The 22,814-nt window shown below is 66.5% G+C and carries 25 protein-coding genes; 20 read left to right on the plus strand and 5 right to left on the minus strand.

Annotation, left to right across the window (positions count from 1 at the left end; translation table 11 throughout):
* Nucleotides 1-19: 19 nt before the first annotated feature.
* Both P8X75_03405 and mmsB read left to right on the plus strand, forming a co-directional pair.
* Complete coding sequence (locus P8X75_03405; GenBank protein ID MEJ1994248.1) at nucleotides 20-1,090, plus strand: enoyl-CoA hydratase/isomerase family protein; 1,071 nt, start codon at nucleotides 20-22, stop codon at nucleotides 1,088-1,090.
* Between the two features lie 39 nt (nucleotides 1,091-1,129).
* Nucleotides 1,130-2,023: a 3-hydroxyisobutyrate dehydrogenase gene (gene mmsB / locus P8X75_03410; protein MEJ1994249.1), complete on the plus strand. Its 894-nt coding sequence runs from the start codon at nucleotides 1,130-1,132 to the stop codon at nucleotides 2,021-2,023.
* Here mmsB and P8X75_03415 read toward each other — a convergent pair whose 3' ends face one another.
* Complete coding sequence (locus P8X75_03415; protein MEJ1994250.1) at nucleotides 2,024-2,428, minus strand: GFA family protein; 405 nt, start codon at nucleotides 2,426-2,428, stop codon at nucleotides 2,024-2,026. It abuts the gene before it with no gap.
* A gap of 199 nt (nucleotides 2,429-2,627) precedes the next feature.
* Between P8X75_03415 and P8X75_03420 the strand changes: the two genes are divergently transcribed.
* Nucleotides 2,628-3,113 (plus strand): MarR family transcriptional regulator, encoded by a 486-nt coding sequence (locus P8X75_03420; protein ID MEJ1994251.1) that lies wholly within the window; start codon nucleotides 2,628-2,630, stop codon nucleotides 3,111-3,113.
* On the opposite strand, the gene P8X75_03425 is transcribed toward P8X75_03420, so the two are convergent.
* Together P8X75_03425 and P8X75_03430 are read right to left on the minus strand one after the other, a co-directional pair.
* Nucleotides 3,100-3,819 carry an LrgB family protein gene (locus P8X75_03425; protein MEJ1994252.1) on the minus strand — a complete coding sequence of 240 codons (720 nt, stop codon included), beginning with the start codon at nucleotides 3,817-3,819 and terminating at the stop codon, nucleotides 3,100-3,102. The two genes, P8X75_03420 and P8X75_03425, sit on opposite strands and share 14 nt — an antisense overlap.
* Nucleotides 3,820-3,824: 5 nt before the next feature.
* Nucleotides 3,825-4,196: a CidA/LrgA family protein gene (locus tag P8X75_03430; protein MEJ1994253.1), complete on the minus strand. Its 372-nt coding sequence runs from the start codon at nucleotides 4,194-4,196 to the stop codon at nucleotides 3,825-3,827.
* A gap of 212 nt (nucleotides 4,197-4,408) precedes the next feature.
* Between P8X75_03430 and P8X75_03435 the strand changes: the two genes are divergently transcribed.
* Nucleotides 4,409-5,569, plus strand: coding sequence for an iron-containing alcohol dehydrogenase (locus tag P8X75_03435; protein ID MEJ1994254.1), 1,161 nt, complete (start codon nucleotides 4,409-4,411; stop codon nucleotides 5,567-5,569).
* A 188-nt stretch (nucleotides 5,570-5,757) separates the two neighbouring features.
* The gene (locus P8X75_03440) at nucleotides 5,758-6,234 is read left to right on the plus strand and encodes a methyltransferase domain-containing protein (GenBank protein MEJ1994255.1); all 477 of its coding nucleotides are present in this window, start codon (nucleotides 5,758-5,760) and stop codon (nucleotides 6,232-6,234) included.
* Nucleotides 6,235-6,241: 7 nt separating this feature from the next.
* On the opposite strand, the gene P8X75_03445 is transcribed toward P8X75_03440, so the two are convergent.
* Nucleotides 6,242-7,474: an acyl-CoA dehydrogenase gene (locus P8X75_03445; protein MEJ1994256.1), complete on the minus strand. Its 1,233-nt coding sequence runs from the start codon at nucleotides 7,472-7,474 to the stop codon at nucleotides 6,242-6,244.
* 254 nt (nucleotides 7,475-7,728) lie between these two features.
* Between P8X75_03445 and rpiB the strand changes: the two genes are divergently transcribed.
* The 13 genes from rpiB to P8X75_03510 all read left to right on the plus strand — a co-directional run bounded on the left by rpiB (nucleotide 7,729) and on the right by P8X75_03510 (nucleotide 20,653).
* On the plus strand, nucleotides 7,729-8,166 hold the full coding sequence (rpiB, locus tag P8X75_03450; GenBank protein ID MEJ1994257.1) for a ribose 5-phosphate isomerase B: 438 nt from the start codon (nucleotides 7,729-7,731) through the stop codon (nucleotides 8,164-8,166).
* 83 nt (nucleotides 8,167-8,249) lie between these two features.
* Nucleotides 8,250-9,548 carry a serine hydroxymethyltransferase gene (gene glyA, locus P8X75_03455; protein ID MEJ1994258.1) on the plus strand — a complete coding sequence of 433 codons (1,299 nt, stop codon included), beginning with the start codon at nucleotides 8,250-8,252 and terminating at the stop codon, nucleotides 9,546-9,548.
* 72 nt (nucleotides 9,549-9,620) lie between these two features.
* A complete protein-coding gene (nrdR, locus tag P8X75_03460) occupies nucleotides 9,621-10,079 on the plus strand; it encodes a transcriptional regulator NrdR (GenBank protein ID MEJ1994259.1) in 459 nt (152 codons plus the stop codon).
* A 21-nt stretch (nucleotides 10,080-10,100) separates the two neighbouring features.
* A complete protein-coding gene (ribD, locus tag P8X75_03465; GenBank protein ID MEJ1994260.1) occupies nucleotides 10,101-11,210 on the plus strand; it encodes a bifunctional diaminohydroxyphosphoribosylaminopyrimidine deaminase/5-amino-6-(5-phosphoribosylamino)uracil reductase RibD in 1,110 nt (369 codons plus the stop codon).
* 10 nt (nucleotides 11,211-11,220) lie between these two features.
* Complete coding sequence (locus P8X75_03470; GenBank protein MEJ1994261.1) at nucleotides 11,221-11,841, plus strand: riboflavin synthase; 621 nt, start codon at nucleotides 11,221-11,223, stop codon at nucleotides 11,839-11,841.
* A gap of 10 nt (nucleotides 11,842-11,851) precedes the next feature.
* Entirely contained in the window at nucleotides 11,852-13,003 is a 1,152-nt protein-coding gene (gene ribB, locus P8X75_03475; GenBank protein ID MEJ1994262.1) for a 3,4-dihydroxy-2-butanone-4-phosphate synthase, read from the plus strand.
* A 42-nt stretch (nucleotides 13,004-13,045) separates the two neighbouring features.
* Complete coding sequence (locus P8X75_03480) at nucleotides 13,046-13,495, plus strand: 6,7-dimethyl-8-ribityllumazine synthase (GenBank protein ID MEJ1994263.1); 450 nt, start codon at nucleotides 13,046-13,048, stop codon at nucleotides 13,493-13,495.
* A complete protein-coding gene (gene nusB / locus P8X75_03485) occupies nucleotides 13,492-14,004 on the plus strand; it encodes a transcription antitermination factor NusB (GenBank protein MEJ1994264.1) in 513 nt (170 codons plus the stop codon). Before P8X75_03480 ends, nusB begins: the two co-directional genes overlap by 4 nt.
* Nucleotides 14,005-14,013: 9 nt before the next feature.
* Entirely contained in the window at nucleotides 14,014-14,991 is a 978-nt protein-coding gene (gene thiL, locus P8X75_03490; GenBank protein ID MEJ1994265.1) for a thiamine-phosphate kinase, read from the plus strand.
* 69 nt (nucleotides 14,992-15,060) lie between these two features.
* Nucleotides 15,061-16,281 (plus strand): diaminopropionate ammonia-lyase, encoded by a 1,221-nt coding sequence (locus P8X75_03495; protein ID MEJ1994266.1) that lies wholly within the window; start codon nucleotides 15,061-15,063, stop codon nucleotides 16,279-16,281.
* Nucleotides 16,274-17,458: a Xaa-Pro peptidase family protein gene (locus P8X75_03500; protein MEJ1994267.1), complete on the plus strand. Its 1,185-nt coding sequence runs from the start codon at nucleotides 16,274-16,276 to the stop codon at nucleotides 17,456-17,458. The genes P8X75_03495 and P8X75_03500 overlap by 8 nt, the downstream gene beginning before the upstream one ends.
* Nucleotides 17,459-17,487: 29 nt before the next feature.
* Entirely contained in the window at nucleotides 17,488-18,261 is a 774-nt protein-coding gene (locus tag P8X75_03505) for an Asp/Glu racemase (GenBank protein ID MEJ1994268.1), read from the plus strand.
* Nucleotides 18,262-18,559: 298 nt separating this feature from the next.
* On the plus strand, nucleotides 18,560-20,653 hold the full coding sequence (locus P8X75_03510) for a sodium-translocating pyrophosphatase (GenBank protein ID MEJ1994269.1): 2,094 nt from the start codon (nucleotides 18,560-18,562) through the stop codon (nucleotides 20,651-20,653).
* A 116-nt stretch (nucleotides 20,654-20,769) separates the two neighbouring features.
* Here P8X75_03510 and bamE read toward each other — a convergent pair whose 3' ends face one another.
* A complete protein-coding gene (bamE, locus tag P8X75_03515) occupies nucleotides 20,770-21,249 on the minus strand; it encodes an outer membrane protein assembly factor BamE (GenBank protein ID MEJ1994270.1) in 480 nt (159 codons plus the stop codon).
* 218 nt (nucleotides 21,250-21,467) lie between these two features.
* On the opposite strand from bamE, the gene P8X75_03520 reads away from it, so the two are divergent.
* Nucleotides 21,468-22,025 (plus strand): ubiquinol-cytochrome C chaperone family protein, encoded by a 558-nt coding sequence (locus P8X75_03520; protein MEJ1994271.1) that lies wholly within the window; start codon nucleotides 21,468-21,470, stop codon nucleotides 22,023-22,025.
* 119 nt (nucleotides 22,026-22,144) lie between these two features.
* On the plus strand, nucleotides 22,145-22,699 hold the full coding sequence (locus P8X75_03525; protein ID MEJ1994272.1) for a DUF177 domain-containing protein: 555 nt from the start codon (nucleotides 22,145-22,147) through the stop codon (nucleotides 22,697-22,699).
* Nucleotides 22,700-22,814: the final 115 nt, after the last annotated feature.

Raw genomic sequence — 22,814 nt, forward strand, 5'->3', positions numbered from 1 at the left:
AAAAAGGCGAAGCCCCTCCATGACTGACACCGACGGCCAAGAACCCGAAATCCTTCTGGAGCGTCGCGGTGCGCTCGGCGTGATCACGCTGAACCGCCCCAAGGCGCTCAATGCCCTGACCCTCACGATGATCGAAGAGATGGACAAGGTCCTGCACGCGTGGGCCGAAGACGACTCCGTCGCCGCCGTGGCCATCCAGGGCGCGGGCGAGAAGTCCTATTGCGCGGGCGGGGACGTACGCGCCGTCTGGCAGGCGGGCAAGGACGGCGATTCTCTCACCAGGGACTTCTTCTGGGAAGAGTACAGCCTCAACCACGACCTGCACCACTTTTCCAAGCCGATCGTCGCCTTGATCGACGGCATCACCATGGGCGGCGGCGTCGGCGTTTCCATCCATTGCAGCCACCGGGTCGCTGGATCGCGCACCCTGTTCGCCATGCCGGAGACGGCCATCGGCTTCTTCCCCGATGTGGGCGGGTCCTATTTCCTGCCGCGCTTTCCGGGCAAGACGGGGCTCTATCTGGCAATGACCGGTGACCGCCTGAAGGCGGCCGACTGCTGTCTGGTGGGGGTGGCCAATCACCATGTCGGCGAACGCGACAAGGCCGAGGTGCTGGAGGCTCTCGCCTCGGCCGACCTTTCCGGCCATGCGGACTCCAAGGTGACCGAGGTTCTGAACGCCCTGGAGGTCGAGCCGGGCCGCCCGCCGCTGGCGGAGAACAGCGCGGCCATCGACCGGATCTTCGCCGCGCCCTCGGTTGGGGAGATCCTTGAGGGCCTGGAGAAAGAAGGCACGCCCTGGGCGGCGGCCACTCTGGAGACGCTGCGCAAGCGCTCGCCCTTCTCCGTGGTGCTGGCCTTCGAGCTTATTCACCGCGGCGCCGAACTCAGTTTCGACGATTGCATGACCATGGAGTTCCGGGTCAGTCAGGCCCTGATGGCGGGCGGCGATTTCTATGAGGGCATCCGGGCCGTGCTGGTGGAGAAGGACCACGCGCCCAAGTGGAATCCCGCCAGCATCGAGCAGGTCGACCCTGCGAAGGTCGCGGCCTGCTTCGAACCGCTTGGAGAGGGCGACCTCACCTTCTAGGCTGAGACCTGAAACAAATCCAAAAGACGAGCGGAGGAGATCGCCATGCGCATTGCTTTCATCGGACTCGGCAACATGGGCGGGCCCATGGCCGCGAACCTCGTCAAGGCGGGCCATCAGGTCGCGGGCTTCGACGTCATGGCGGACAACTTGGAGGCCGCGGGCGAGAAGGGCGTATCGGCGGCCGCTTCCGCCGCGGAGGCGGTCGCAGGCGCCGAGGCGGTCATCACGATGCTGCCGGCCGGCCAGCATGTGCGTGAGGTCTACATGGGCGAAGGCGGCGTTATCGAGGCCGCTGAACCGGGGTGCCTCCTGATCGATTCCTCGACCATCGACGTCGCCTCGGCCAGGGCGGCGCACGAAGCGGCGGAGGCGGCGGGCCACGCCATGGTCGATGCGCCGGTCTCCGGCGGGGTTGCGGGCGCGGAAGCGGGCGCCCTGACCTTCATGGTCGGCGGCAGCGAGGAGGCCTTCAAGCGCGCCGAACCGCTGCTCGACATCATGGGCAAGGCGGTGGTGCACGCGGGCGGGGCCGGCAACGGCCAGGTCGCCAAGGTCTGCAACAACATGATCCTCGGCATCACCATGCTGGGCATCTCCGAGGCCTTCAATCTTGGTCAGTCCCTGGGTCTCGACCCGGAGAAACTGTTTGCTATTTCTTCAAAATCATCAGGGTCTTGCTGGGCGATGTTGAACCATCTTCCGCTGCCTGGAATCGTGGAGACGGCGGCGGCCAACCGCGATTACAAGCCGGGCTTTGCGGCCGGCATGATGTTGAAGGACCTGCGGCTTTCCCAGCAGGCCGCCGCGCAGGCCGGGGCGGCAACGCCCTTGGGGGCCGAGGCCGCGGCGCTCTACACGATCTTCTGCAACGCGGGCAATGCCGGTCTCGACTATTCCGCCATCATCAAGTTGATCCAGGGCGAGAAGTAGCTACTGCTTTTCCTTTGCCGGGATGCCCGCGATGTCCTTGAGCCAGGGCAGGGCGGAGCGCGTCCAGATCTGGAACCTGGGCGTCATCTCGGCGCGCTGGCGCGCCGTGCCGACCCGGATGCTGTAGATCTTCGGATCCTCTCCGACGGAGGTGGAGTAGAGCGCCGAGCCGCAGGTCTCGCAGAAGGTCTGCTCTCGTTCGTTCCCACTGTCGGCGGTCTTCACGTAGACCTTCGGCCTTCCGCTCAGGATATGGAAGTTCTCGCTCTCCACCAGGACGATGGTCCTGAACGCCGAAGCCGAGAGCTGCTGACAGTCCTGGCAGTTGCAGATCCCGACCTTCTCCGGATCGATTTCCGCTTCGTAGCTTATGGCGCCACAGTGGCATCCGCCGTCGATCTTCATGGCTTTCTCCCGCAGTCGTAGCCTCCCGGCAAGCATAGCAGAATCAGGGATTTGCAGGGGGATCCAGCGGGATCCGCCCCGGTCCGCGGGAAAAATCCGCGCTGTTAAGCCGCCGTTAAGAGGGGGTGCCTAAAATTTATCGCAAGTCGCGCTGATGCAGCGCTAATCAGAACCTGGACCTGATGAAAGAGGACGGGACGTGAACAAAACCTATGTAGAGACAATCTCGTTGATCGAGCGCCTGCACCGTCTTGCGCTCGAGGTCGTCAAGGCCGAGCTTGAGCGTGGCAATGTCCGCGACCTCAACAACGTTCAGGCCTTGATCCTCTTCAACCTGGGCGATTCCGAACTGAGCGTCGGTGAACTCATGCAGCGCGGCTACTACCAGGGCTCCAACGTTTCCTACAACGTGCGCAAGCTGGTGGAGAACGGCTATCTGGAGCAGCGCCGCTGCCCGCATGACCGCCGCTCCATCTATGTCCGCGCGACGGAGAAGGGCCTGGAGATTTCCGAACGCCTCGCCGCCCTGTTCCAGCAGCAGGCCGATCTTCTGAGCCGCGACCCGCGGGCAGTGGACGCCATCGAGCAGGCGCACGAAGGCCTCTTCCGCTTGCAGCGCTTCTGGGCCTCCGACGGCACCCAGGGCGTGATGGCCCTGCCCAAGCAGGTCTCTACAGCAGCCTGAAGATCAAGGGCACCAGGATCGCGGTCGCCAGGCCGTTGAGGCCCAGGGCCAAGCTGGCGAACGCGCCCGCCACCTCGTTCAATTGAAATGCACGCGCCGTGCCGATGCCGTGGGAGGCGATTCCCACGGCAAAGCCGCGTGCGCGCCAGTCCTTGATGCGCAGGAGATTGAGGGTCCAGGTCCCGAGCGTCGCGCCGATGATGCCGGTCAGGATCACCAGGACGGCGGTCAGGGACGGCAGGCCCCCGATCTGCTCCGCCACGCCCATGGCGACCGGCGTGGTGACCGACTTGGGCGCGATGGAGAGCAGGGTTTCGCGCGTGGCGCCCAGAAGCCAAGCGGCCCCCACCGCCGTCAGGCTGGCGGTCAAGGACCCCAGGATCAGCGCCACACCCAGGGGCAGGGCGGCCTCCTTCAGACGCTTGACGTTGCGGTAGAGCGGCACCGCGAGCGCCACGGTCGCGGGACCGAGGAGAAAGTGCACGAACTGGGCGCCGTCGAAGTACTTGGCGTATTCGGTGCCGGTCACCCAGAGCAAACCGACCAGCAGCAGCACGGCGATGAGCACCGGGTTCACGATCGGGCTCAGCCCCGACCTGCGGTGGGCCCAGTCACCGGCGAGGTAGGCCAGGAGCGTGACGGTCAGGCCCAGAAGCGGCTCTTCGGAGAGATAGACCCAAAGCTCGAAGAAAAGCGGCTCTTCCATTGCCGTCACTCCTTGCTTTCCTGGCCACGCGGACCCTTGCCCGTGAGCCGCAGCAGCCAGGACAGCAGCAGGGACGTCACGGCGATCGTCACCACGGTGGAGACGACGAGGGCCAGGGTGATGGGCAGCCACTCGTCCTTGATCAGGGAAAGGTGCACCACGACCCCGACGCCGGCGGGAACGAACAGGAGGGCCAGATGGTCCAGCAGGCCCTTGGTGATCTTTCCAAGGTCCTCCGGTATGTCCCCGTGCAGAACCAGGCCCACGAAAAGCAGGACCATGCCGATGACCGGGCCGGGAAGGGGCAGACCGCTCAGCTTTTGGAGAACCTCGCCAGCCAACTGGCAGACCAGCAACAAGGCCAGGAAATTGAGCATCAGACGTCTCCAGCTCTGTGACCTGCGAAAAAGCGCGCTCTTGGATCATCGAGCAAAAGCGGCCTTCAAGTCGATGTTCCACATCAAAGACAAGACGCGGTGCGTCCGGTTTTTTGCGGGTTTCGATTGACCCGCCTCTCGGAGCTACGCTTAGCTCATCAGCCAAGGGGGCCGATAACGGCCGGGCCAAGATTTCAGGGGGATGGCCGAGCATGAGCGACGAGATCGTAGCGGCGACCGCGAGCAAGGTTGTGGAAGGCGCGGGCTGCCTGGCCCAGTTGGGGGTGGCCCTTACGGCCTTCGTTCCACCCGGCTCTTCGGTGCTGCTGGTCGCCGACCCGGGGCTGAAGCCGCTGGGCTTCGTTGGGCAGGCGCAGGCGGCGCTGAGCGCCGCGGGCCTGCTGCCCGTCACCTTCTGCGACTTCACCAGCGATCCCAAGGAAGCCCAGATCGACGCCGCCATGGAGGCCGGGCGCGCCGCGCAGGTGGCCGGCGTGGTCGGGCTGGGCGGCGGCTCGGCGCTGGACGTGGCGAAGGTCGCCGCCGCTGGACTGGCGGAAGGCGCGAACGCGGCCGCCTATTCCCTCATGGCCAAGGAACCCAGGGAGGCCCTGCCGCTCGCCTGCATTCCCACCACCTCCGGCACCGGCTCCGAGGCGACCCGCACGGCGGTCTACACCTTGAGCGACGGGTCCAAGGTCTGGACCTGGGGAGAGGGCTTGCGCGCGAAGCTTGTGCTGCTCGACCCGCAGCTCACCGTCGGGCTGCCGCGCGGTCTCACGGTCGCCACGGCGGTGGACGCCATGGTCCATGCCATCGAATCGGCCACCAACCGGAAAGCCAACGCCAAGAGCGACGGTCCCGCCTTGGCGGCCATCGCCCTGGTCAGAGAAGAACTCCCCAAGGTATTGGAGGACCCGGGCGACCTGACGGCCCGCGCCGCCCTGCAACGCGCCGCCTATCTGGCGGGCGTCGCGATCGACGAGACCGGCTGCGCCATCGCGCACGGCATCGGCCATGCCCTGGGCGCCCTCGGCGGCGTGCATCACGGACGCGCCGTCGGGCTGGCGCTGCGCGCCGCGCTCAAAAGCAACGCCGAGGCCGCGCCCGAGCGCCACCTCGCGGTGGCGCGCGCCCTGGGCCTGAGCGATGTGGCGGCGCTGGCCGCCGGCTACGACCGCTTCCTGCGGGAGGTGGGGCTGGAGATTGATCTTTCCGACAGCGGCCTCAATCCAAGCAAACTGGACCTGCTTGTTAGCGAGTCCCTGAAGCCTGAAAACCAGCCGATGCGAGAGGTCAACTGCCGCCTCTACGACGAGCCGGAACTGCGCGCCATCATCGGCGAGCTTCTCGACCCCCATCCGATCCAGTGAGCGGCCCCTACAAGATAAGCGACCTGCGCCGTCGCGCTGCCGCTTGGCTCGCGCCTGTTCTCGCTCCAAAGCCGAATCCGCGGACGGAAGATCTGGATCATGCCTGGCTGGCCCTCGTTCGCCGCCTGACCAACCGCGACGGGCTGTCGATTCTCGAGTTGGGTACACGCTGTCAGGAAGGGCAACCCTTGTTGCGCCGGGATGCCGTCTTCCCGAAGGCCGTGCGCTACGTGGGAGTCGATCAGGAGGCGGGCGAGGGCGTGGACATCGTGGCTGACGCCCATAGCCTCAGCAAAGCTGTTGAGCCGGAGAGCTTCGATGCGACGCTGGCGCTCTCAACCTTCGAGCACATCAAGTACCCCTGGCTGGCGGCCCATGAGATGGCGAAGGTCACCAAGCAAGGGGGCCTGATCTACGTCAGTTCCCATCAGAGCTTCGCATTGCACGGCGCGCCGCACGACTACTGGCGGTTCTCGGCCAACGGCTTTCGCGCGCTCTTCCCCGAGAGCATGGGAGTAACCGTGCTGCAATGCCTTTACACAAGGCCCTGTCTGATCGTCGCGGGGGAAGACCCGCAACAGGCCCTTGGCCGCAGCTACCTCTGTGTCTCCCTATTGGCGCAGAAGGTCGGGCCGACACCCGACAGCTTTCCCTACGAGCTGTGATCCGCCTCTAGAAAAAGGCGTTGAGGCCCGTCTGCGCCCGTCCGAGGATCAGGGCGTGTACGTCGTGGGTGCCCTCGTAGGTGTTGACGGCCTCCAGGTTCATGACGTGGCGGATCACGTGATACTCATCGGAAACGCCGTTGCCGCCGTGCATGTCACGCGCCGTGCGGGCGATGTCGAGCGCCTTGCCGCAGGAGTTGCGCTTGACCAGGGAGATCATCTCCGGCGTCGCCTGTCCCTCGTCGAGCAGGCGGCCCACCTGAAGCGTGGTGTGCAGGCCGAGCGTGATTTCAGTCATCATGTCGGAGAGTTTCTTCTGTACCAGCTGGGTCTGCGCCAGGGGCCGCCCGAACTGCTTGCGGTCGAGGGTGTAGCTGCGCGCCGCGTGCCAGCAGAACTCCGCCGCGCCCAAGGCGCCCCAGGCGATACCGAAACGCGCCTTGTTGAGGCAGCCGAAGGGACCCTTCAGGCCGGAGACGTTGGGCAGCAGCTTCTCTTCCGGAACGAACACGCCGTCCATCACGATCTCGCCGGTGACCGAGGCCCGCAGGGAGAACTTGCCCTCGATCTTCGGGGTCGAGAGCCCCTCCATCCCGCGCTCCAGGATGAAGCCGCGGATCGTGTCGTCCGGCTCGGTCTTGGCCCAGACGACGCAGACGTCGGCGATGGGGGAATTGGTGATCCACATCTTGGCGCCCGACAGGCTGTAGCCGCCATCGACCTTCTTGGCGCGCGTCTTCATGCCGCCGGGGTCCGAGCCTGCGTCCGGTTCCGTCAGACCGAAGCAGCCGACGAGCTCGCCGCTCGCAAGGCGCGGCAGGTACTTCTGGCGCTGTTCTTCCGAGCCATAGGCGTGGATCGGATGCATGACCAGGCTGGACTGCACCGACATGGCGGAGCGGTAACCGCTGTCGACCCGTTCCACCTCCCGCGCGATGAGCCCGTAGGCCACATGGTTCACGCCCGCGCAGCCGTATTCCTCCGGCAGCGTCGGGCCGAGGAAGCCGAGCTCGCCCATCTCGGTCATGATCTCCCGGTCGAAGCGCTCCTCGCGGTTGGCGCTCAGCACGCGCGGCAGCAGCTTTTCCTGGCAGTAGGCGTGGGCCGCATCGCGGATCATCCGCTCCTCTTCGCTGAGGCGGCCCTCCAGGTTCAGTGGGTCGTCCCACTGGAACTGCGGCTTACCGGATGTGGGTTTTGCGGCGTTGTCGGCCTTCAATGCAGGCTCGGCTGGGCTCATGTCACGTTCTCCCGGCGGGTCTTTCCATCGATTGCTTGCTTGTCCCACATCATAGTCATGGCGGCGGCGCAGTCGAGGGCTTGCGACAAAGCGCCTCTTGAGCTTCGCTGGGGGCGCTGTTAGGCGCATATTCGCCGCTTGCAAAGCGGCTTTCGGCCTTGCGCTGTGGCTCCTTTGCCTGCGCCGGGCCGCATGATAGTTTGACCCGAAACCAGACAGCCGACCCGTCACCCGAGAAGAGGCTCCCGACCGCCATGAGCGCCGAGACAATACTCATCGCATCCGACCACGCCGGCTACGAGATGAAGCAGCATCTGGCCGCGCATCTTCGCGCCAAGGGCTTTCAGGTCGAAGACCTGGGTACGGAGGGGACCGAATCGGTGGACTATCCCGACTTCGGGATCGCCCTGGCAGAGGCCGTCGCCGCCGGCAAGGCGCCGCGCGGCGTTCTGGTCTGCGGCACCGGCATCGGCATTTCCATCGCCGCCAACCGCAACCCGGCGGTGCGCGCCGCGCTCTGTTCCGACGTGACCAGCGCCCGGCTGTCGCGCCAGCACAACGACGCCAACGTGATCGCCCTGGGCGCGCGCCTGATCGGCCCGGAAACCGCCGTTCAATGCCTGGACGCCTTCCTGGAGACCCCCTTCGAGGGCGGCCGCCATCAGCGCCGGGTGGACAAGCTGGGCGCTTGACGACGTTAGACCCAAGGGGCAGGCCGGAAAGCCGCCCCACCCCCGAATGACCCCGTTCGTTTTCTTTTGAGGATCTCAGGACCATGCCCGACGCAACGCACCATCAGGGATTCTTCTCCGCCCATCTGACGGAGACCGACCCGGAGTTGGCCGACGCCATTCGCCACGAACTCGGCCGCCAGCAGGACAACATCGAGCTGATCGCCTCGGAGAACATCGTCTCCCGCGCGGTGCTGGAGGCCCAGGGCTCGGTCCTGACCAACAAGTATGCCGAGGGCTATCCCGGGCGGCGCTACTACGGCGGCTGCGAGTACGTCGATATCGCCGAGCAGCTGGCCATCGACCGCGCCAAGAAGCTCTTCAACTGCAACTTCGTCAACGTGCAGCCGCACTCCGGCGCGCAGGCGAACCAGTGCGTGACCCTGGCGTTGCTGAAGCCCGGCGACACCATCATGGGCCTGTCTCTCTCCGCGGGCGGGCACCTGACTCACGGCGCGCCGCCGAACCTCTCCGGCAAGTGGTTCAACGCCGTCCAGTACGGCGTCAGCAAGGAAACCGGCCTGATCGACTATGACGAGCTGGCCGCGCTCGCCAAGCAGCACCAGCCCAAGATGATCATCGCGGGCGGCTCGGCCTATCCGCGCATCCTGGACTTCCAGCGCTTCCGGGAGATCGCCGATTCGGTCGGCGCTTACCTGCACGTCGATATGGCCCACTTCGCGGGTCTGGTCGCAGCAGGGCTGCACCCGAGCCCGCTGCCCCACGCCCACGTGGTCACCACCACCACCCACAAGACCCTGCGCTGCGGGCGCGGCGGCATGGTCCTGTCCATGGACGAAGACCTGGGCAAGAAGATCAACTCGGCGGCCTTCCCCGGGCTGCAGGGCGGCCCGCTGATGCACGTCATCGCCGGTAAGGCGGCGGGCCTTGGCGAATGCCTGAAGCCGGAGTTCAAGGCCTACTCCCAACAGGTGGTGGACAACGCCAAGGAACTGGCGAGCGCCATGCTGGACGGCGGCTTCGACATCGTCACCGGCGGCACCGACACGCACCTGATGCTGGTCGACCTGCGGCCCAAGGGGCTGACCGGCGACATCTCGGAGAAGAGCCTCGATCGCGCCTGCATCACCTGCAACAAGAACGGCGTGCCCTTCGATCCGGAAAAGCCGATGGTGACCTCGGGCATCCGCCTGGGCACTCCGGCGGCCACGACGCGCGGCTTCGGCAAGGCGGAGTTCCGCCTGGTCGGGGAGCTGATCACGCGGGTTCTGGACGGCCTCGCGGCCAACCGGGAAGACAACTCGGCCGTCGAGCAGGAAGTCCGCAAGGAGGTCAAGGCCTTGTGTGATCGTTTCCCCATCTACCAAGATCTTGCGATCTGAGGTAAGAAGGTAGAACGAATCGGCGGCGGAGCCGATCCACGACCGGTAGTCTAGAGGGGGAGGGTTTTTGACATGCGGTGTCCTTTCTGCGGCAACGACGACACGCAGGTGAAGGATTCGCGTCCCACCGAAGACCACTCGACCATCCGCCGCCGCCGCCAGTGCGCCGACTGCGGCGCCCGCTTCACAACCTTCGAACGGGTGCAGTTGCGCGAATTGACCGTGGTCAAGGGCTCCGGCAAGCGCGAGCCCTTCGACCGGGAAAAGCTGCTGCGGTCCATGCGCATCGCGCTCCAGAAGCGCCCGGTCGAACTGGACCGGGTGGAGCGTGTCGCCAATTCCATCCAGCGGCGTCTTGAGACCTCCGGCGAGACCGAGATCGAGACCAAGACCATCGGGCAGCTCGTCATGGATGCGCTGTCCCAGTTGGACCAGGTCGCTTACGTCCGCTTCGCCTCGGTCTACAGAAACTTCCACGAGGCCCGCGACTTCGAGGAGTTCGTCGGTAAGCTCACCGTCGATCCGGAGTAGAGCCATGACCGGTACTGCCGCATGACGGGGGGGCCGGACGACCTTGCCTTCATGCGCGCCGCGCTGGCGCTGGCCCGGCGGGGGCTGGGGCAGGTGGCCCCGAACCCGGCGGTCGGCTGCGTCATCGCAAAGGGCGGGCGCATCCTCGGCCGCGGCTGGACCCAGCCCGGCGGCCGTCCGCACGCGGAGGCCGTCGCCCTGGAGGAAGCGGGCGAGGAGGCGCGCGGCGCCAACGTCTACGTCACGCTGGAGCCCTGTTCCCACCAAGGCGAAACCCCGCCCTGCGCCGAGGCGCTGATCCGTGCGCAGGTCGCGCGCTGCTTCATCGCGCTTGAGGACCCCGACCCCCGCGTCAAGGGCGGCGGGGCCGCCAAGCTGCGCGACGCCGGGATCGAAGTGGTGACCGGGCTCATGACCGAGGAGGCGGCCCGCCTGAACGAGGGGTACCTGCTGCACCGGCGGGACGGACGGCCTCTGGTTTCGCTCAAGCTGGCCACGACGTTGGATGGCCGCATCGCGACCGACAGCGGGGAGAGCCGCTGGATCACCGGCGAGCTGGCCCGGGCCGCCGGGCACAGACTGCGCGCCACCCACGACGCCGTGATGGTGGGGGGCGGCACCGCTCGGTCGGACAACCCGCGGCTCGATTGCCGTCTGCCGGGATTGGAGCAGCGGACGCCGCTGCGGGTCGTCATGGACGGCTCGCTCTCGCTGCCGCTTACCCACGATCTCGTTGCCTCGGCGAGCAAGAGACCGACGCTTCTTATCACAAGAAAAGGACAAGATAGCAGACGCTTGCGGGCTTATCTTGATTCTGGAATTGAGGTGGAGACACTGGAGAGTTCAGCGCGCGGCATGATCGACGTTACCGCCGCAATGAAGCTGCTGGCCGGGCGCGGGATCACCCGCGTTCTGGTCGAAGGCGGCGGACAGATGGCGGCCAGCCTGATGCGCGCCGACCTCGTGGACCGGCTCTACTGGTTCCGTGCGGCCAAGGTCATCGGGGCCGAAGGGCGCCCCGGTCTCGGCGGCCTTTCGCTGGGCTCGCTCAAGGAGGCGCCGCGCTTCCGCCTTGATTTCGTGCGCCATGTGGGCGAAGACCTGCTGGAAAGATATTCACGAAAGACCTAGGTCTTCAGCCATGTTCACCGGAATCATCACCGACCTCGGCAAGGTCCGCAGCGTCGAACGGCGCGGCGACACGCGCTTTCAGATCGAAACGGCCTATCCGCTGGATCAGGTCGCGATCGGCGCGTCCATCGCGTGCAACGGCTGTTGCCTGACGGTGGTGGAGAAGGCAGAGGGCTGCTTCTCCGTCGATGTGTCCGCTGAAAGTCTGTCGAAGACGACCCTTGGGGATTGGTCCGAGGGCGCGCCCGTCAACCTGGAACGCGCCTTGGCGCTGGGCGAGGAGCTCGGCGGGCATCTGGTGACCGGCCATGTGGACGGGGTCGCCGAGGTCACCGAGAAGGCGCGCGAAGGAGACTCCTGGCGTTTTTCCTTTCGCGCGCCGGCGGCCCTTGCGCGCTTCATCGCCCCCAAGGGTTCGGTCTGTCTCAACGGCGTGTCGCTGACCGTCAACGAAGTGTCGGACGAGGCCGATGGCAGCGCGGTCTTTGGGGTGAACATCATCCCGCACACGGCTGAGGTGACCACCTTCGGCACGACCGGCGCGGGCGACCGGGTCAACCTGGAAATAGACCTGCTGGCGCGCTACCTTGACCGCCTTTCCGGACAACGCACCTCCGGCGAGGGGTCCTGAGGAGACGAAGATGAGCAGCAGTACCGCCGATCCCAGCCTCGACGACGCCTGGCGCGTCACCTTCCGCGAGATCGTCTCGCCGATCGAGGAGGTGATCGAGGAGGCGCGCAACGGCCGCATGTTCATCCTGGTCGATGACGAGGACCGGGAGAACGAGGGGGACTTGGTGATCCCCGCGCAGATGGCCACGCCCGAGGCGATCAACTTCATGGCCAAGTTCGGGCGCGGGCTGATCTGCCTGGCGCTGACCCACGACCGCGTCGAAGAGCTGGGCCTGAAGCTGATGGAGCGGCGCCACGAGAACCGCCATTCCACCGCCTTCACCCTCTCCATCGAGGCCAAGGAAGGTATCACCACAGGCATCTCCGCGCCCGACCGCGCGCGGACCATCTCGGTCGCCATCGACCCGCAGAGCAGCGCCGACGACATCACCACGCCCGGCCACGTGTTCCCCCTGATGGCGCGTGAGGGCGGCGTTCTGGTGCGCGCCGGTCATACCGAAGCGGCGGTCGATCTGGCCCGGCTCGCCGGCCTCAATCCCTCCGGCGTGATCTGCGAGATCATGAACGACGACGGCACCATGGCCCGGCGCGACGATCTCATCGCCTTCGCCCAGCAGCATGGGCTCAAGATCGCCACCATCGCCGACCTGATCGCCTACCGCCGCCGCAACGACCGTCTGGTCGAGCGCTCCGTCGAGAGCACCTTCGTCTCCGAGCACGGCGGCGAGTTCAACATGGCGGTCTACATCAACAAGATCGCCTACGCCGAACACGTGGCGCTCTGGAAGGGCGACATCACGGGCGAGGAGCCGGTGCTGGTGCGCATGCACGCGCTCTCGGTCCTGGACGACGTGCTGGCTGACGCCTCCAGCGGCCGCGCCGATGAACTGCGCCGCGCCCTTGAGATTTTGGGAGAGCAGGAGCGCGGCGTGCTGGTCCTGATCCGCGAGCCGATGGCGACGAGCCTTTCCGACCGCCTGCGGGCGCGCCAGGGCGAGCCGCCGGTGGGCAGCCAGGAGCTGCGCGACTACGGCGTCGGCGCCCAGATTCTGATCGACCTTGGCGTTCGCAACATGATCCTGCTATCCAACAGCAAGAAGACCGTCGTGGGGCTGGAGGGTTACGGCCTTTCCATCGTGGACCAGCGCCCGATCACTTGAAATCGGCGGCGGAAGTAAAGGCTCTTTGAAGGAGTTAACGAGATGGTCCACGTGCTCATCGTCGAGGCGCGTTTTTACGAAGAGATCGCCGACGAACTCTCGGCCGGCGCGATAGAGGCGCTTGAGGCAGCGGGGGCGACCTATGAGCGCCTTGCGGTGCCGGGCGCTTTCGAGATCCCGGCGGCCATCTCCCTGGCTGACATCGGCGGTCAGTATGACGGCTATCTGGCGCTCGGCTGCGTCATCAGGGGCGAGACCACCCACTACGACTACGTCTGCGTCGAAAGCGCGCGCAAGCTGATGGACCTCGCGACCGACCGGGCGCTGCCCATCGGGTACGGCATCCTCACCTGCGAGAACGACGAGCAGGCCTGGGAGCGCGCACGGCGCGACCGCAAGAACAAGGGCGGCGACGTCGCCAAGGCCTGCTTGCGCATGATCGAACTGGCCGAACGCTACGTCGGCCCGCTTCTGGAAGAAGAGGACGCATGAGCCAGCAGGAAACCAAGGGCACGGGTCAGGGCTCCCAAGGCGGCGCCCGCAGACTGGCGCGCCTCGCGGCGGTCCAGGCGCTCTACCAGATCGAAGTGAATGGCGGAGAGCCGGCAAGGGTCGTGCGCGAGTTCCTCGACCACCGGCTTGCCGAGGCCATCGACGGCCTCAGCCTGGAAGGCTTGGACCGGGACTTCTTCCGCGCCCTCGTGACCGGCGTGGCGGAGGACGGGGAGGAGCTCGATCAGGTCATTACGCCCGCGCTGGTGCAGGGCTGGCCGCTCAACCGGCTGGAGAGCCTGATCCGTCTCATCCTGCGCTGCGGGGCCTTCGAGCTCTGGCAGCGTCCCGACATCCCGGCCCGCGTGGTGATCAACGAGTATCTGGAGGTCGCCCACGCCTTCTATGAGGACAAGCAGCCGGCCTTCGTGAACGGCGTGCTGGACCGCCTCGCACAGAGCCTGCGCGACGAGGAGCTCGGCGCGGCGGGAACGCCGGGCAAAGGCTGAGCCGCTTCCATGGCGGGCGAGTTCGAAACCATCGACCGCCTTTTCGCGCCGCTGACCGGCGGGCGCCCCGGCAGCTTCGGGCTGAAGAACGACGCCGCCACCCTGGGCCTTGAGCCTGGGGAGGAGGCCGTCCTGACCCTCGACACCATGACCGAGGGCGTCCACTTCCTGGCCAGCGATCCTCCCGATCTGGTGGCGCGCAAGCTGCTGCGCGTCAATCTTTCCGATCTGGCGGCCATGGGCGCGCGCCCGCTCGGCTATCTCTTGAGCCTCGCCCGCCCGAAATCGCTGGGCGAGCGCTGGCTGGAGGACTTCGCCGCGGGGCTGAAGGAAGATCAGGAGACCTACGGCTGCCTGCTCTTCGGGGGCGACAGCACCTCGATAGAGGGGCCCTTATCGCTCTCCCTTACGGCGGTGGGCCGGGTTCCGGCGGGTCGGGCCCTGACACGGGGCGGCGCGCGGCCGGGCGAGGGCCTCTTCGTCACCGGCACGATCGGGGACGCGGCTTTGGGCCTCAAGGTCCTGACCGGCGGGGACTTGGGCGCAAGCGAGGCTGAAACCGCCTTCCTCGCCGAGCGCTACCGCTTGCCACAGCCGCGTACGCAGCTTGGCGAAAAGCTGCCCGGCCTGGCGAGCGCCTGTCTGGATGTTTCGGACGGGCTGGCCGCCGATGCCGGGCACATCGCCGAGGTCTCCGGCGTGGCGCTGGAGATCGAGGTCGAGAAGGTGCCGCTCTCCGCGCCCGCCCGCCATGCGTTGGAGCGCGATCCCTCCCTGCTGGCAGCGCTGCTCTCCGGCGGCGACGACTACGAACTGCTCTTCACCGCGCCGCTGTCCGAGCGGGACAGAGTTGCCGCCTGCGCGCGCGAATGCGGCCTGCCCATCGTCGAGATCGGCCGCGTGCTCGACGCCGCGCCGCGGGTCACGCTGTTGGACGGGGAGGGCGCCGAAGTGCCCCTGGAGAAGGCGGGCTGGACCCACTACTGACCGCGCTTTCCTTCCCAAGCCGCCTTTCGGGCCGCTAGACTGCCGACCATCAGCAGATTGGGGGTCTTGATGCAGTTCGACGCGGCCTTGGACAGGCCAGATATCATCCGTGACCACATTGCCCGCACCGTCGTGCCGGGGCCTTACCCGGAAGAGCTCGATGGCGTGCTTTCGCTCGACATGGCCGAGCAGGCCTGGAGCGAGATCACCGCCTGGCCGGAATACGCCCCCACGCCGCTGCGTCCGCTGCCGGTGCTGGCGGAGGCGCTGGGACTGGGCGGGGTCTTCTATAAGGACGAGGGCGGGCGTCTGGGGCTGGGCAGCTTCAAGGCGTTGGGCGGCGCCTACGCCGTCCTGCAACTGGCCGCGCGCTTCCTGAAGCCCGAGTTGGGTCCGCCCCCTTCGCTGAAGGCGATCCGGGCGGGTGAGCACGCCGAAGCGCTGAAGCGACTGACCGTGGTCACCGCCACGGACGGCAACCATGGCCGCTCGGTCGCCTGGGGTGCGAAGATCGCGGGCTGCAACTGCCGCATCTACATCCATGCCCATGTCAGCCAGGGCCGTCAGGAGGCCATGGAGGCGCTGGGCGCCGAGGTGATCCGCATCGACGGCGACTACGACGATTCCCTGCGCATCTGCGCGGAGGAGGCTGAGGCGAATGGCTGGTACGTGGTCTCCGACACCTCCTACGAGGGTTACATGGACCTGCCGCGCTTCGTCATGGCGGGCTACAGCGTGATGGTGACGGAGGTCCTGGAGAAGATGGGCGACGAGCCGCCCAGTCACGTCTTTATTCAGGCTGGCGTCGGCGGTCTCGCCGCGGCTGTCACGGCCCGCCTTTGGCAGAAGCTGGGCGACAAGCTGCCGACCATCGTGATCGTCGAGCCAGTCCGTGCCGCCTGCTGCCTGGAGAGTGCGCGCCAGGACAAGCCCATGGCGGTCGCGATCGAGGAGGAGACCCTGATGGCAGGCCTTTCCTGCGGGGAGGTGTCGCTGCTGGCCTGGGAGGTCCTGAAGCGCGGAGCCGGTCACTTCGTCACCATCGGGGAGGAGGAGGTGGCCCCGGCCATGCGCCTGCTCGCCAAGCAGGACCTGGGTGCGGGACCCATCGTCGCCGGTGAGTCCGCCGTGCCGGGCTTGATCGGGCTGCTGGGGGCCGCGCGCCATCCCGATCTGCGCAAGGCCATTGAGCTAACCTCCGACAGCCGCGTGCTGCTGTTCGGCTGCGAAGGCGCCACCGACGCCGATATCTATCGCGGCCTGGTCGGCATGGACCCGGGCGATGGTTAGCCAACCCCCACCGCGCGGCTTTCCTGAGACTGAGTTCCAGGCGCGCTGCGAGGCGGCCCAGGCGAAGATGGCGGAGCAGGGCTTGGGGGCCCTGCTGCTGACCACCGAACCGGAAGTTCGTTACTTCACAGGTTACCTTACACAGTTCTGGCAAAGCCCTACACGGCCTTGGTTTTTAATAATCCCAAGTTCTGGAAAACCCGTGGCTGTGATCCCGACGATCGGGGCAGAATGCATGGGCCGGACCTGGATCGAGGACATCCGCACCTGGGCCTCTCCCAACCCGGCGGACGAGGGGGTATCCCTGCTGGCCGAGGCGCTGAGGGAGCAGCTGGGGACGGGCTGCACGGTCGGCCTTCCCATGGGGCCCGAGACCCATCTGCGCATGCCGCTCAACGACTATGAGAAACTGAAGGCCGCGCTGCCGGGGATCCGGTTCGAGGACAGCGGTTCACTGCTCTCCGCGCTGCGCATGGTCAAGTCGGAGGCGGAGATCGCCAAGATCGCCCATGTCTGCGGTCTCGTTTCCGGCGTGTTCGAGGGGCTTGCCGAGATCGTCGCCCTTGGCATGACCGAGGCCGAGATCTTCCGCGCCTTCAAGCGCGCCTGTCTTGCGGCGGGTGTCGACGATGTCTCCTATCTGGTAGGCGGCGCGGGGCGGGGAGGATACGGGGACATCATCTCTCCCCCGTCCGAGCGCGCGGTCGGCGCCGGCGACGTGTTGATCCTCGACACCGGCGCGCTCTACGACGGCTACTTCTGCGATTTCGACCGCAACTATGCCTTCGGGCACGCGGATCCGGCGGTTCAGGAGGCCTACCGCGTCACCTATGAGGCAACGGAGGCGGGGCTGGCCGCCGCGCAGCCGGGCAATAGCTGCCGCGACCTTTTCGAGGCCATGCAGGCCGTCATGGCCAAGGCCGCGCCGCCGGAGTTGGGCGCGGGCGGAGAAGTCGGGCGCTTCGGCCATGGCCTCGGCATGCAGTTGACCGAGTGGCCCTCCAACACCGCCTGGGACGAAACGGAACTGAAACCCGGTATGGTGATGACGCTTGAGCCGGGGTACGCTTTTGCGCCCGGCAAGGTGATGGTGCATGAGGAGAACCTGGTGATCCGCGAAGGCGGCCCGGAACTCCTGAGCCGCCGCGCGCCGCCGGAACTGCCGATCATCGGCTAGGCCCCGACAAAAAGGAAGGGAGCCCCCCCGTGACGACACAACTGCCTTACAGCCTTCAGGACCCGGCGAGCGAGCCGGTCAACCTCGGGCTTATCGTGTTGCAGGTGGACGAGACCATCGAGTCCGACTTCCGGCGCCTGATGCCCGCCAAGGGCGTTCGCGTGCTGCACAGCCGCATTCCGAGCCCGGACGCCATCACGCCGGAGACCCTGCTGGAGATGGGCAAGGCGCTGCCGCAGTCTGCAAGCCTCTTCCCGCCGCAGGCCTCGCTCCCCGTGATCGCCTATGCCTGTACCTCGGGCACGGCGGCCATGGGTGAGGCGCATGTCGCAAAGCAGGTGCGCAAAGGTTATCCCGGCGTTGAGGTCACAAACCCCCTTTCCGCGTTGAAGGCGGCGCTGGCGGCGCTGGAGTTACGGCGCGTGGCGCTGGTCAGCCCCTATATGAAGGCGGTCTCGGACGATACCTGCGCACGCCTGGAAGAGGGCGGCGCGACCGTCTGCCGGGTGGGCTCCTTCAACCAGACCGCGGACCGTCTGGTGGCGCGGATCGACCCCGGATCGGTGCTGGAGGCAGCGGTCACCATGGGGGCCGATAGCGACAGCGACGGCGTGGTGATTTCCTGCACCGCCTTGCCGGCGGTCGAGATTCTGGCGGAGGCCGAACGGAGAATCGGCAAGCCGGTCCTCGCCAGCAATCAGGCTCTCGCCTGGCACATGCTGCGCCTGGCGGGTATCGAGGGCGTTCAGCCGCAGATGGGCGCTCTCGGCAAAGCGGGCCTGCGGCTGCGCGAGGCGGTCTAGCGTCTCGCCCGCGGCTGGCGGTTTCTCCGCCGCCGCTTCTCCGCCGCTGCCACTCCTCAGTCCTCTGATTGGGATGGCGCTTTGCGCGTGCACGGGAGAGGGCCTTCCGCAAAGGCGCGCCTAGCAGTTGCTTTACGCTGGTAAGTCTGTCATTTTCCGCCCCGTTTTTTAGGGGGACAGGAACGGAGACCGGACTTTTCGAGTCCGCATCCTTCCAAACCGGGAAATCGGCGCCTTTTGGCCAAGCTCCCCAAGGGGCCGGGCGCCTTTTGCGTGTAGCGCAAAGAAGGGAAGTTCAATGACGACCATCTCACTCATCATCGTCATAGCCTGCGGCTTGGCGGCCCTGGCCTATGGCTACATCACGGCGAAGCAGGTGGTTTCCGCCGACGCCGGCAGCGAGCGCATGCAGGAGATCGCAGCGGCGATCCAGGAAGGCGCCAGCGCCTACCTCAAGCGCCAGTACATGACCATCGCCGTGGTTGGCGTGGTGATCTTCTTGATCGGCATCTTCGTGCTCGGCTGGTCGGTCGCCATCGGGTTCGCCATCGGCGCCATCCTGTCGGGCGCGGCGGGCTTCATCGGCATGAACGTGTCGGTGCGCGCCAACGTCCGCACCACGCAGGCCGCGGCCAGCAAGGGCCTTGCGGCTGGGCTGGACATGGCCTTCAAGGCGGGCGCCATCACCGGCATGCTGGTGGCGGGCCTGGCGCTTCTGGCGATCGGCGTCTACTTCGCGCTGCTTCTGGCCACCGGCAGCCAGCCGGCCGACCGCGAGGTCGCCAACGCGCTGATCGGTCTCGCCTTCGGCGCGTCGCTGATCTCCATCTTCGCCCGTCTGGGCGGCGGCATCTTCACCAAGGGCGCCGACGTGGGCGCCGATCTGGTGGGTAAGGTCGAAGCGGGCATTCCCGAGGACGATCCGCGCAACCCCGGCGTGATCGCCGACAACGTGGGCGACAACGTGGGTGACTGCGCGGGCATGGCCGCCGACCTGTTCGAGACCTACGTGGTCACGATCGGCGCGACCATGGTTCTGGCCTCGATCCTGTTCAACGCCTCGCCGATGGTCTCCGAGCTGATGCTCTACCCGCTTTTGATCGGTGGCGTTTGCATCATCACCTCCATCGTCGGCACCTACGCGGTGAAGCTTGGCGCCAGCCAGTCCATCATGGGGGCGCTCTACAAGGGCTTCATCGCCACCGGCGTGCTCTCGATCCCCGGCATCCTGATCGCCAACGCGCTTTCCGTCGGCTTCACCACCGAGTACACGGGCGGCGGCGCGACCTTCACCGGTCTCGACCTCTTCTTCTGCGCGCTGGCTGGTCTCGTCATCACCGGCCTGATCGTGGTGATCACCGAATACTACACCGGCACCAACTACCGCCCGGTGCGCTCGGTCGCCAAGGCGTCCGAGACCGGTCACGGCACCAACGTAATCCAGGGCCTCGCGGTCTCCATGGAATCGACGGCGCTGCCCGCGCTGGTCATCGTGATCGGCGTTCTGGCCACCTACGGCTTCGCCGGTCTCTACGGTGTCGGCATCGCGGTCACCGCCATGCTGGCCCTGGCTGGCATGGTCGTGGCGCTCGACGCCTTCGGCCCCGTCACCGACAACGCCGGTGGCATCGCCGAGATGGCCGAACTCGAAGGTGACGTCCGCAACACCACGGACGCCCTGGACGCGGTCGGCAACACCACCAAGGCCGTGACCAAGGGCTACGCCATCGGGTCTGCCGGTCTGGGTGCGCTGGTGCTCTTCGCGGCCTACACCGAGGATCTGGCCTTCTACTTCTCCGACGTGCCGACCAACTTCTCGCTGGCCAACCCCTACGTGGTGGTCGGCCTGCTGATCGGCGGCCTGCTGCCCTACCTCTTCGGGGCCATGGGCATGATGGCCGTGGGCCGCGCCGGCGGCGCGGTGGTCGAGGAAGTGCGGCGCCAGTTCAAGGAGAACAGCGGCATCATGGAGGGCACCTCCAAGCCCGACTACGCCCGCTGCGTCGACATGCTGACCAAGGCGGCGATCAAGGAGATGATCGTCCCCTCGCTGCTGCCGCTGCTGTCGCCGATCGCTCTCTACGTCATCATCGACCTGATCGCCGGGCAGGGCGCTGCCTTCTCGGCGCTGGGCGCGATGCTGCTGGGCGTGATCGTCACCGGCCTTTTCGTGGCGCTTTCCATGACCGCCGGCGGCGGCGCCTGGGACAACGCCAAGAAGTACATCGAGGACGGCAACCACGGCGGCAAGGGCTCCGAGGCCCACAAGGCCGCGGTGACCGGCGACACCGTGGGTGATCCCTACAAGGACACCGCGGGTCCCGCCGTCAACCCGATGATCAAGATCACCAACATCGTGGCGCTGCTCTTGCTGGCCATCCTGGCCCACTAAGCCGAAAGGCGGCAGCGTCCTTCGTTGGACGGCTAAGAAAACCCCCGGGAAGCGCTTCGGCTTTCCGGGGGTTTTTCGTTGCGATAACTCTTCGGGCCTGCACCGGCCCTTATGGACTAAAGGCCCGTTTCGACCTGACGGCGCCCGAGCGACTCGCCGATGTTGCCGAAGATCTGGTCGAAGACGGTCAGCTCCTGGCCCTCGGTCGGCGTCTCGCGCTCGACGATCTCGATCTCCTGGCCATCTTCCAGCGTGCGCAGCTCGGTCGCCTGGACGATCCCGGTATCGTCGAAGGTGACGATCAGGACGGAGCGTTCGATCTCCTCGGGCAGGGTGAAGGAGGCGCCTTGCTCCTCGCGCGAGCCGATGTAGTACCAAGTGCCGGATTCGAAGCTCGAGAGAGCCGACGGCGTGCCCAGCTTGGCCGCCACGTCGCGACGCGTGTCGATGCCGGGATTGATCGCCGAGATGTCTTCCAGGTCGGGCAGGTTGCCGCGCACGCGCACCTCGGAAGAGCAGGCGCCGAGCGCCAGCAGGCTAACGCCGAGGAGGGCTGCGCCCATCAGACGCCGACCGGACTTGAGGTTGGCTTTCATCGGTTCTGCGGCCTTTCCTTCAGGGAGCTGCCGTGCAACTGCATCTTCACTGCTTACCGCTTGAACCCGGTGCTTGGCAAGCCGGGCGTTTTCCCGGCCGCTTCATTGCGCCGCGGGCTTCCATTGCGTCACTCGGTCGCCTGGGGCTGGCAAAAACCATGGTACTGCTTTAGGTGAAACCTCCAGATGACCGGAACATGTAAGTGAGACACCGCGCCATGGGTTTGAAAGACTTCTTCAACCGCAGCAATCCTCAAGAGGAAGCCGCCAGCGCTCTCTACGGGCAAGCGGTGGCCCAGGCGCGCCAAGCGGTCTTCTATGAACGGCTGGAAGTGCCAGACAGCCTGGACGGCCGCTTTGAGATGATCTGCCTGCATGTCTTCTTGCTGCTGCGCCGCCTGAAGCAGGAGACCGGCGGCGAGGCGCGCGCGACCTCCCAGGCGCTCTACGACGCCATGTTCGCCGACATGGACCGCTCCCTCCGCGAAATGGGCGTCGGCGATCTCGGCGTGGCCAAGCGGGTCAAGAAAATGGCCCAGGCGCTTTCCGGCCGGATCGCGGCCTACGAGGCGGCCATGGAGCAGGAAGGCGAAAAGCCGCTCGCCGACGCGCTGAGGCGAAACCTCTATGGCACGCTGCCGGACGTGGGCGCGGAGCCGCTCTCCGCCATGGCGCGCTATCTGCGCGGTCAGGCGTCGCATTTGGACGCCCAGGCGGGCGCCGGACTGCTCGCCGGGGAGGCGGCCTTCGCAGAGCCTTCCAGGACACTCGGTTAGGCGTTCAATTCAGCGCTTTTAAAGCCGTTGACCCGTCTGCTCCTCTCCCGTATGTTCCCGGCCTTCCGCTGAGCCCCTGGCTGCTCATAGACGCTTCTAGTAAGGGCGAAGTTTCGGAAATGTCCGACCACAGCGCATCCGAGTTCAGCCGCCTTTTCGACCCGGCGGGACTGGGCGCGGCGACCAAAGAAATCCGCCTGAAGGCGCGCCCGGATGAAAGGGCCGCGCTGGCCCGCCGCCTGGGCCTGGTGGAACTGGAGAGTTTGACGGCGGAACTGCTGCTGGAGCGCGAGGGCCCCGAGGTCATCCGTCTCAGCGGCGAACTGGAAGCGGCGCTGGTCCAGACCTGCGTCGTGACCAACGAGCCTTTCGGGGCGCAGGTTCGTGTATCCTTGTCGCGGCGCTACCTGCAGGGCAGGGCGGCGCGGCAGGCGGAGGTCGAGGACATCGACCCCGAGGGCGACGATCCGCCGGAGCCGCTGGGCGACGCGGACCTTGACCTCGGTGAGGTGGTGAGCGAGGAGCTGGCGCTGGCGCTCGATCCCTATCCCCGCAAGCCGGGGCTGGCGCCGCTGAATTACTCCCTGGGTGACGAGCCTGGTCAGCCGGAGGAGCAAGAGAAAGACAACCCCTTTGCCGTCTTGGCGGATTTGAAGGGGAAGAAGCCCTCCTGAAGCCCAAGGCGCTACGCCGCTGGCCTGGAGGGTGGGCGATCCCGCTGCAGCAGGACTTCTCATTGTTAGGGGGCTTGCTGTTGCCGGGCATTTTGGCTACAAGCGGGCGGTTTGC

This window comes from Limibacillus sp. (assembly GCA_037379885.1).
In the GTDB taxonomy this organism is placed as follows: Bacteria; Pseudomonadota; Alphaproteobacteria; order Kiloniellales; family CECT-8803; genus JARRJC01.

Excerpts from the sequence above, each read along its gene's own strand:
- ribD (MEJ1994260.1), top strand. The coding sequence starts at position 10,101 with ATGACGGGGGGGCCGGACGACCTTGCCTTCATGCGCGCCGCGCTGGCG.
- rpiB (MEJ1994257.1), top strand. The coding sequence starts at position 7,729 with ATGAGCGCCGAGACAATACTCATCGCATCCGACCACGCCGGCTACGAG.
- P8X75_03435 (MEJ1994254.1), top strand. The coding sequence starts at position 4,409 with ATGAGCGACGAGATCGTAGCGGCGACCGCGAGCAAGGTTGTGGAAGGC.
- P8X75_03445 (MEJ1994256.1), bottom strand. The coding sequence starts at position 7,474 with ATGAGCCCAGCCGAGCCTGCATTGAAGGCCGACAACGCCGCAAAACCC.
- bamE (MEJ1994270.1), bottom strand. The coding sequence starts at position 21,249 with ATGAAAGCCAACCTCAAGTCCGGTCGGCGTCTGATGGGCGCAGCCCTC.
- nrdR (MEJ1994259.1), top strand. The coding sequence starts at position 9,621 with ATGCGGTGTCCTTTCTGCGGCAACGACGACACGCAGGTGAAGGATTCG.
- P8X75_03425 (MEJ1994252.1), bottom strand. The coding sequence starts at position 3,819 with ATGGAAGAGCCGCTTTTCTTCGAGCTTTGGGTCTATCTCTCCGAAGAG.
- thiL (MEJ1994265.1), top strand. The coding sequence starts at position 14,014 with ATGGCGGGCGAGTTCGAAACCATCGACCGCCTTTTCGCGCCGCTGACC.
- ribB (MEJ1994262.1), top strand. The coding sequence starts at position 11,852 with ATGAGCAGCAGTACCGCCGATCCCAGCCTCGACGACGCCTGGCGCGTC.
- P8X75_03510 (MEJ1994269.1), top strand. The coding sequence starts at position 18,560 with ATGACGACCATCTCACTCATCATCGTCATAGCCTGCGGCTTGGCGGCC.
- P8X75_03480 (MEJ1994263.1), top strand. The coding sequence starts at position 13,046 with ATGGTCCACGTGCTCATCGTCGAGGCGCGTTTTTACGAAGAGATCGCC.
- nusB (MEJ1994264.1), top strand. The coding sequence starts at position 13,492 with ATGAGCCAGCAGGAAACCAAGGGCACGGGTCAGGGCTCCCAAGGCGGC.
- P8X75_03500 (MEJ1994267.1), top strand. The coding sequence starts at position 16,274 with ATGGTTAGCCAACCCCCACCGCGCGGCTTTCCTGAGACTGAGTTCCAG.
- glyA (MEJ1994258.1), top strand. The coding sequence starts at position 8,250 with ATGCCCGACGCAACGCACCATCAGGGATTCTTCTCCGCCCATCTGACG.
- P8X75_03495 (MEJ1994266.1), top strand. The coding sequence starts at position 15,061 with ATGCAGTTCGACGCGGCCTTGGACAGGCCAGATATCATCCGTGACCAC.
- P8X75_03415 (MEJ1994250.1), bottom strand. The coding sequence starts at position 2,428 with ATGAAGATCGACGGCGGATGCCACTGTGGCGCCATAAGCTACGAAGCG.
- P8X75_03520 (MEJ1994271.1), top strand. The coding sequence starts at position 21,468 with ATGGGTTTGAAAGACTTCTTCAACCGCAGCAATCCTCAAGAGGAAGCC.
- P8X75_03470 (MEJ1994261.1), top strand. The coding sequence starts at position 11,221 with ATGTTCACCGGAATCATCACCGACCTCGGCAAGGTCCGCAGCGTCGAA.
- P8X75_03525 (MEJ1994272.1), top strand. The coding sequence starts at position 22,145 with ATGTCCGACCACAGCGCATCCGAGTTCAGCCGCCTTTTCGACCCGGCG.
- P8X75_03405 (MEJ1994248.1), top strand. The coding sequence starts at position 20 with ATGACTGACACCGACGGCCAAGAACCCGAAATCCTTCTGGAGCGTCGC.
- P8X75_03430 (MEJ1994253.1), bottom strand. The coding sequence starts at position 4,196 with ATGCTCAATTTCCTGGCCTTGTTGCTGGTCTGCCAGTTGGCTGGCGAG.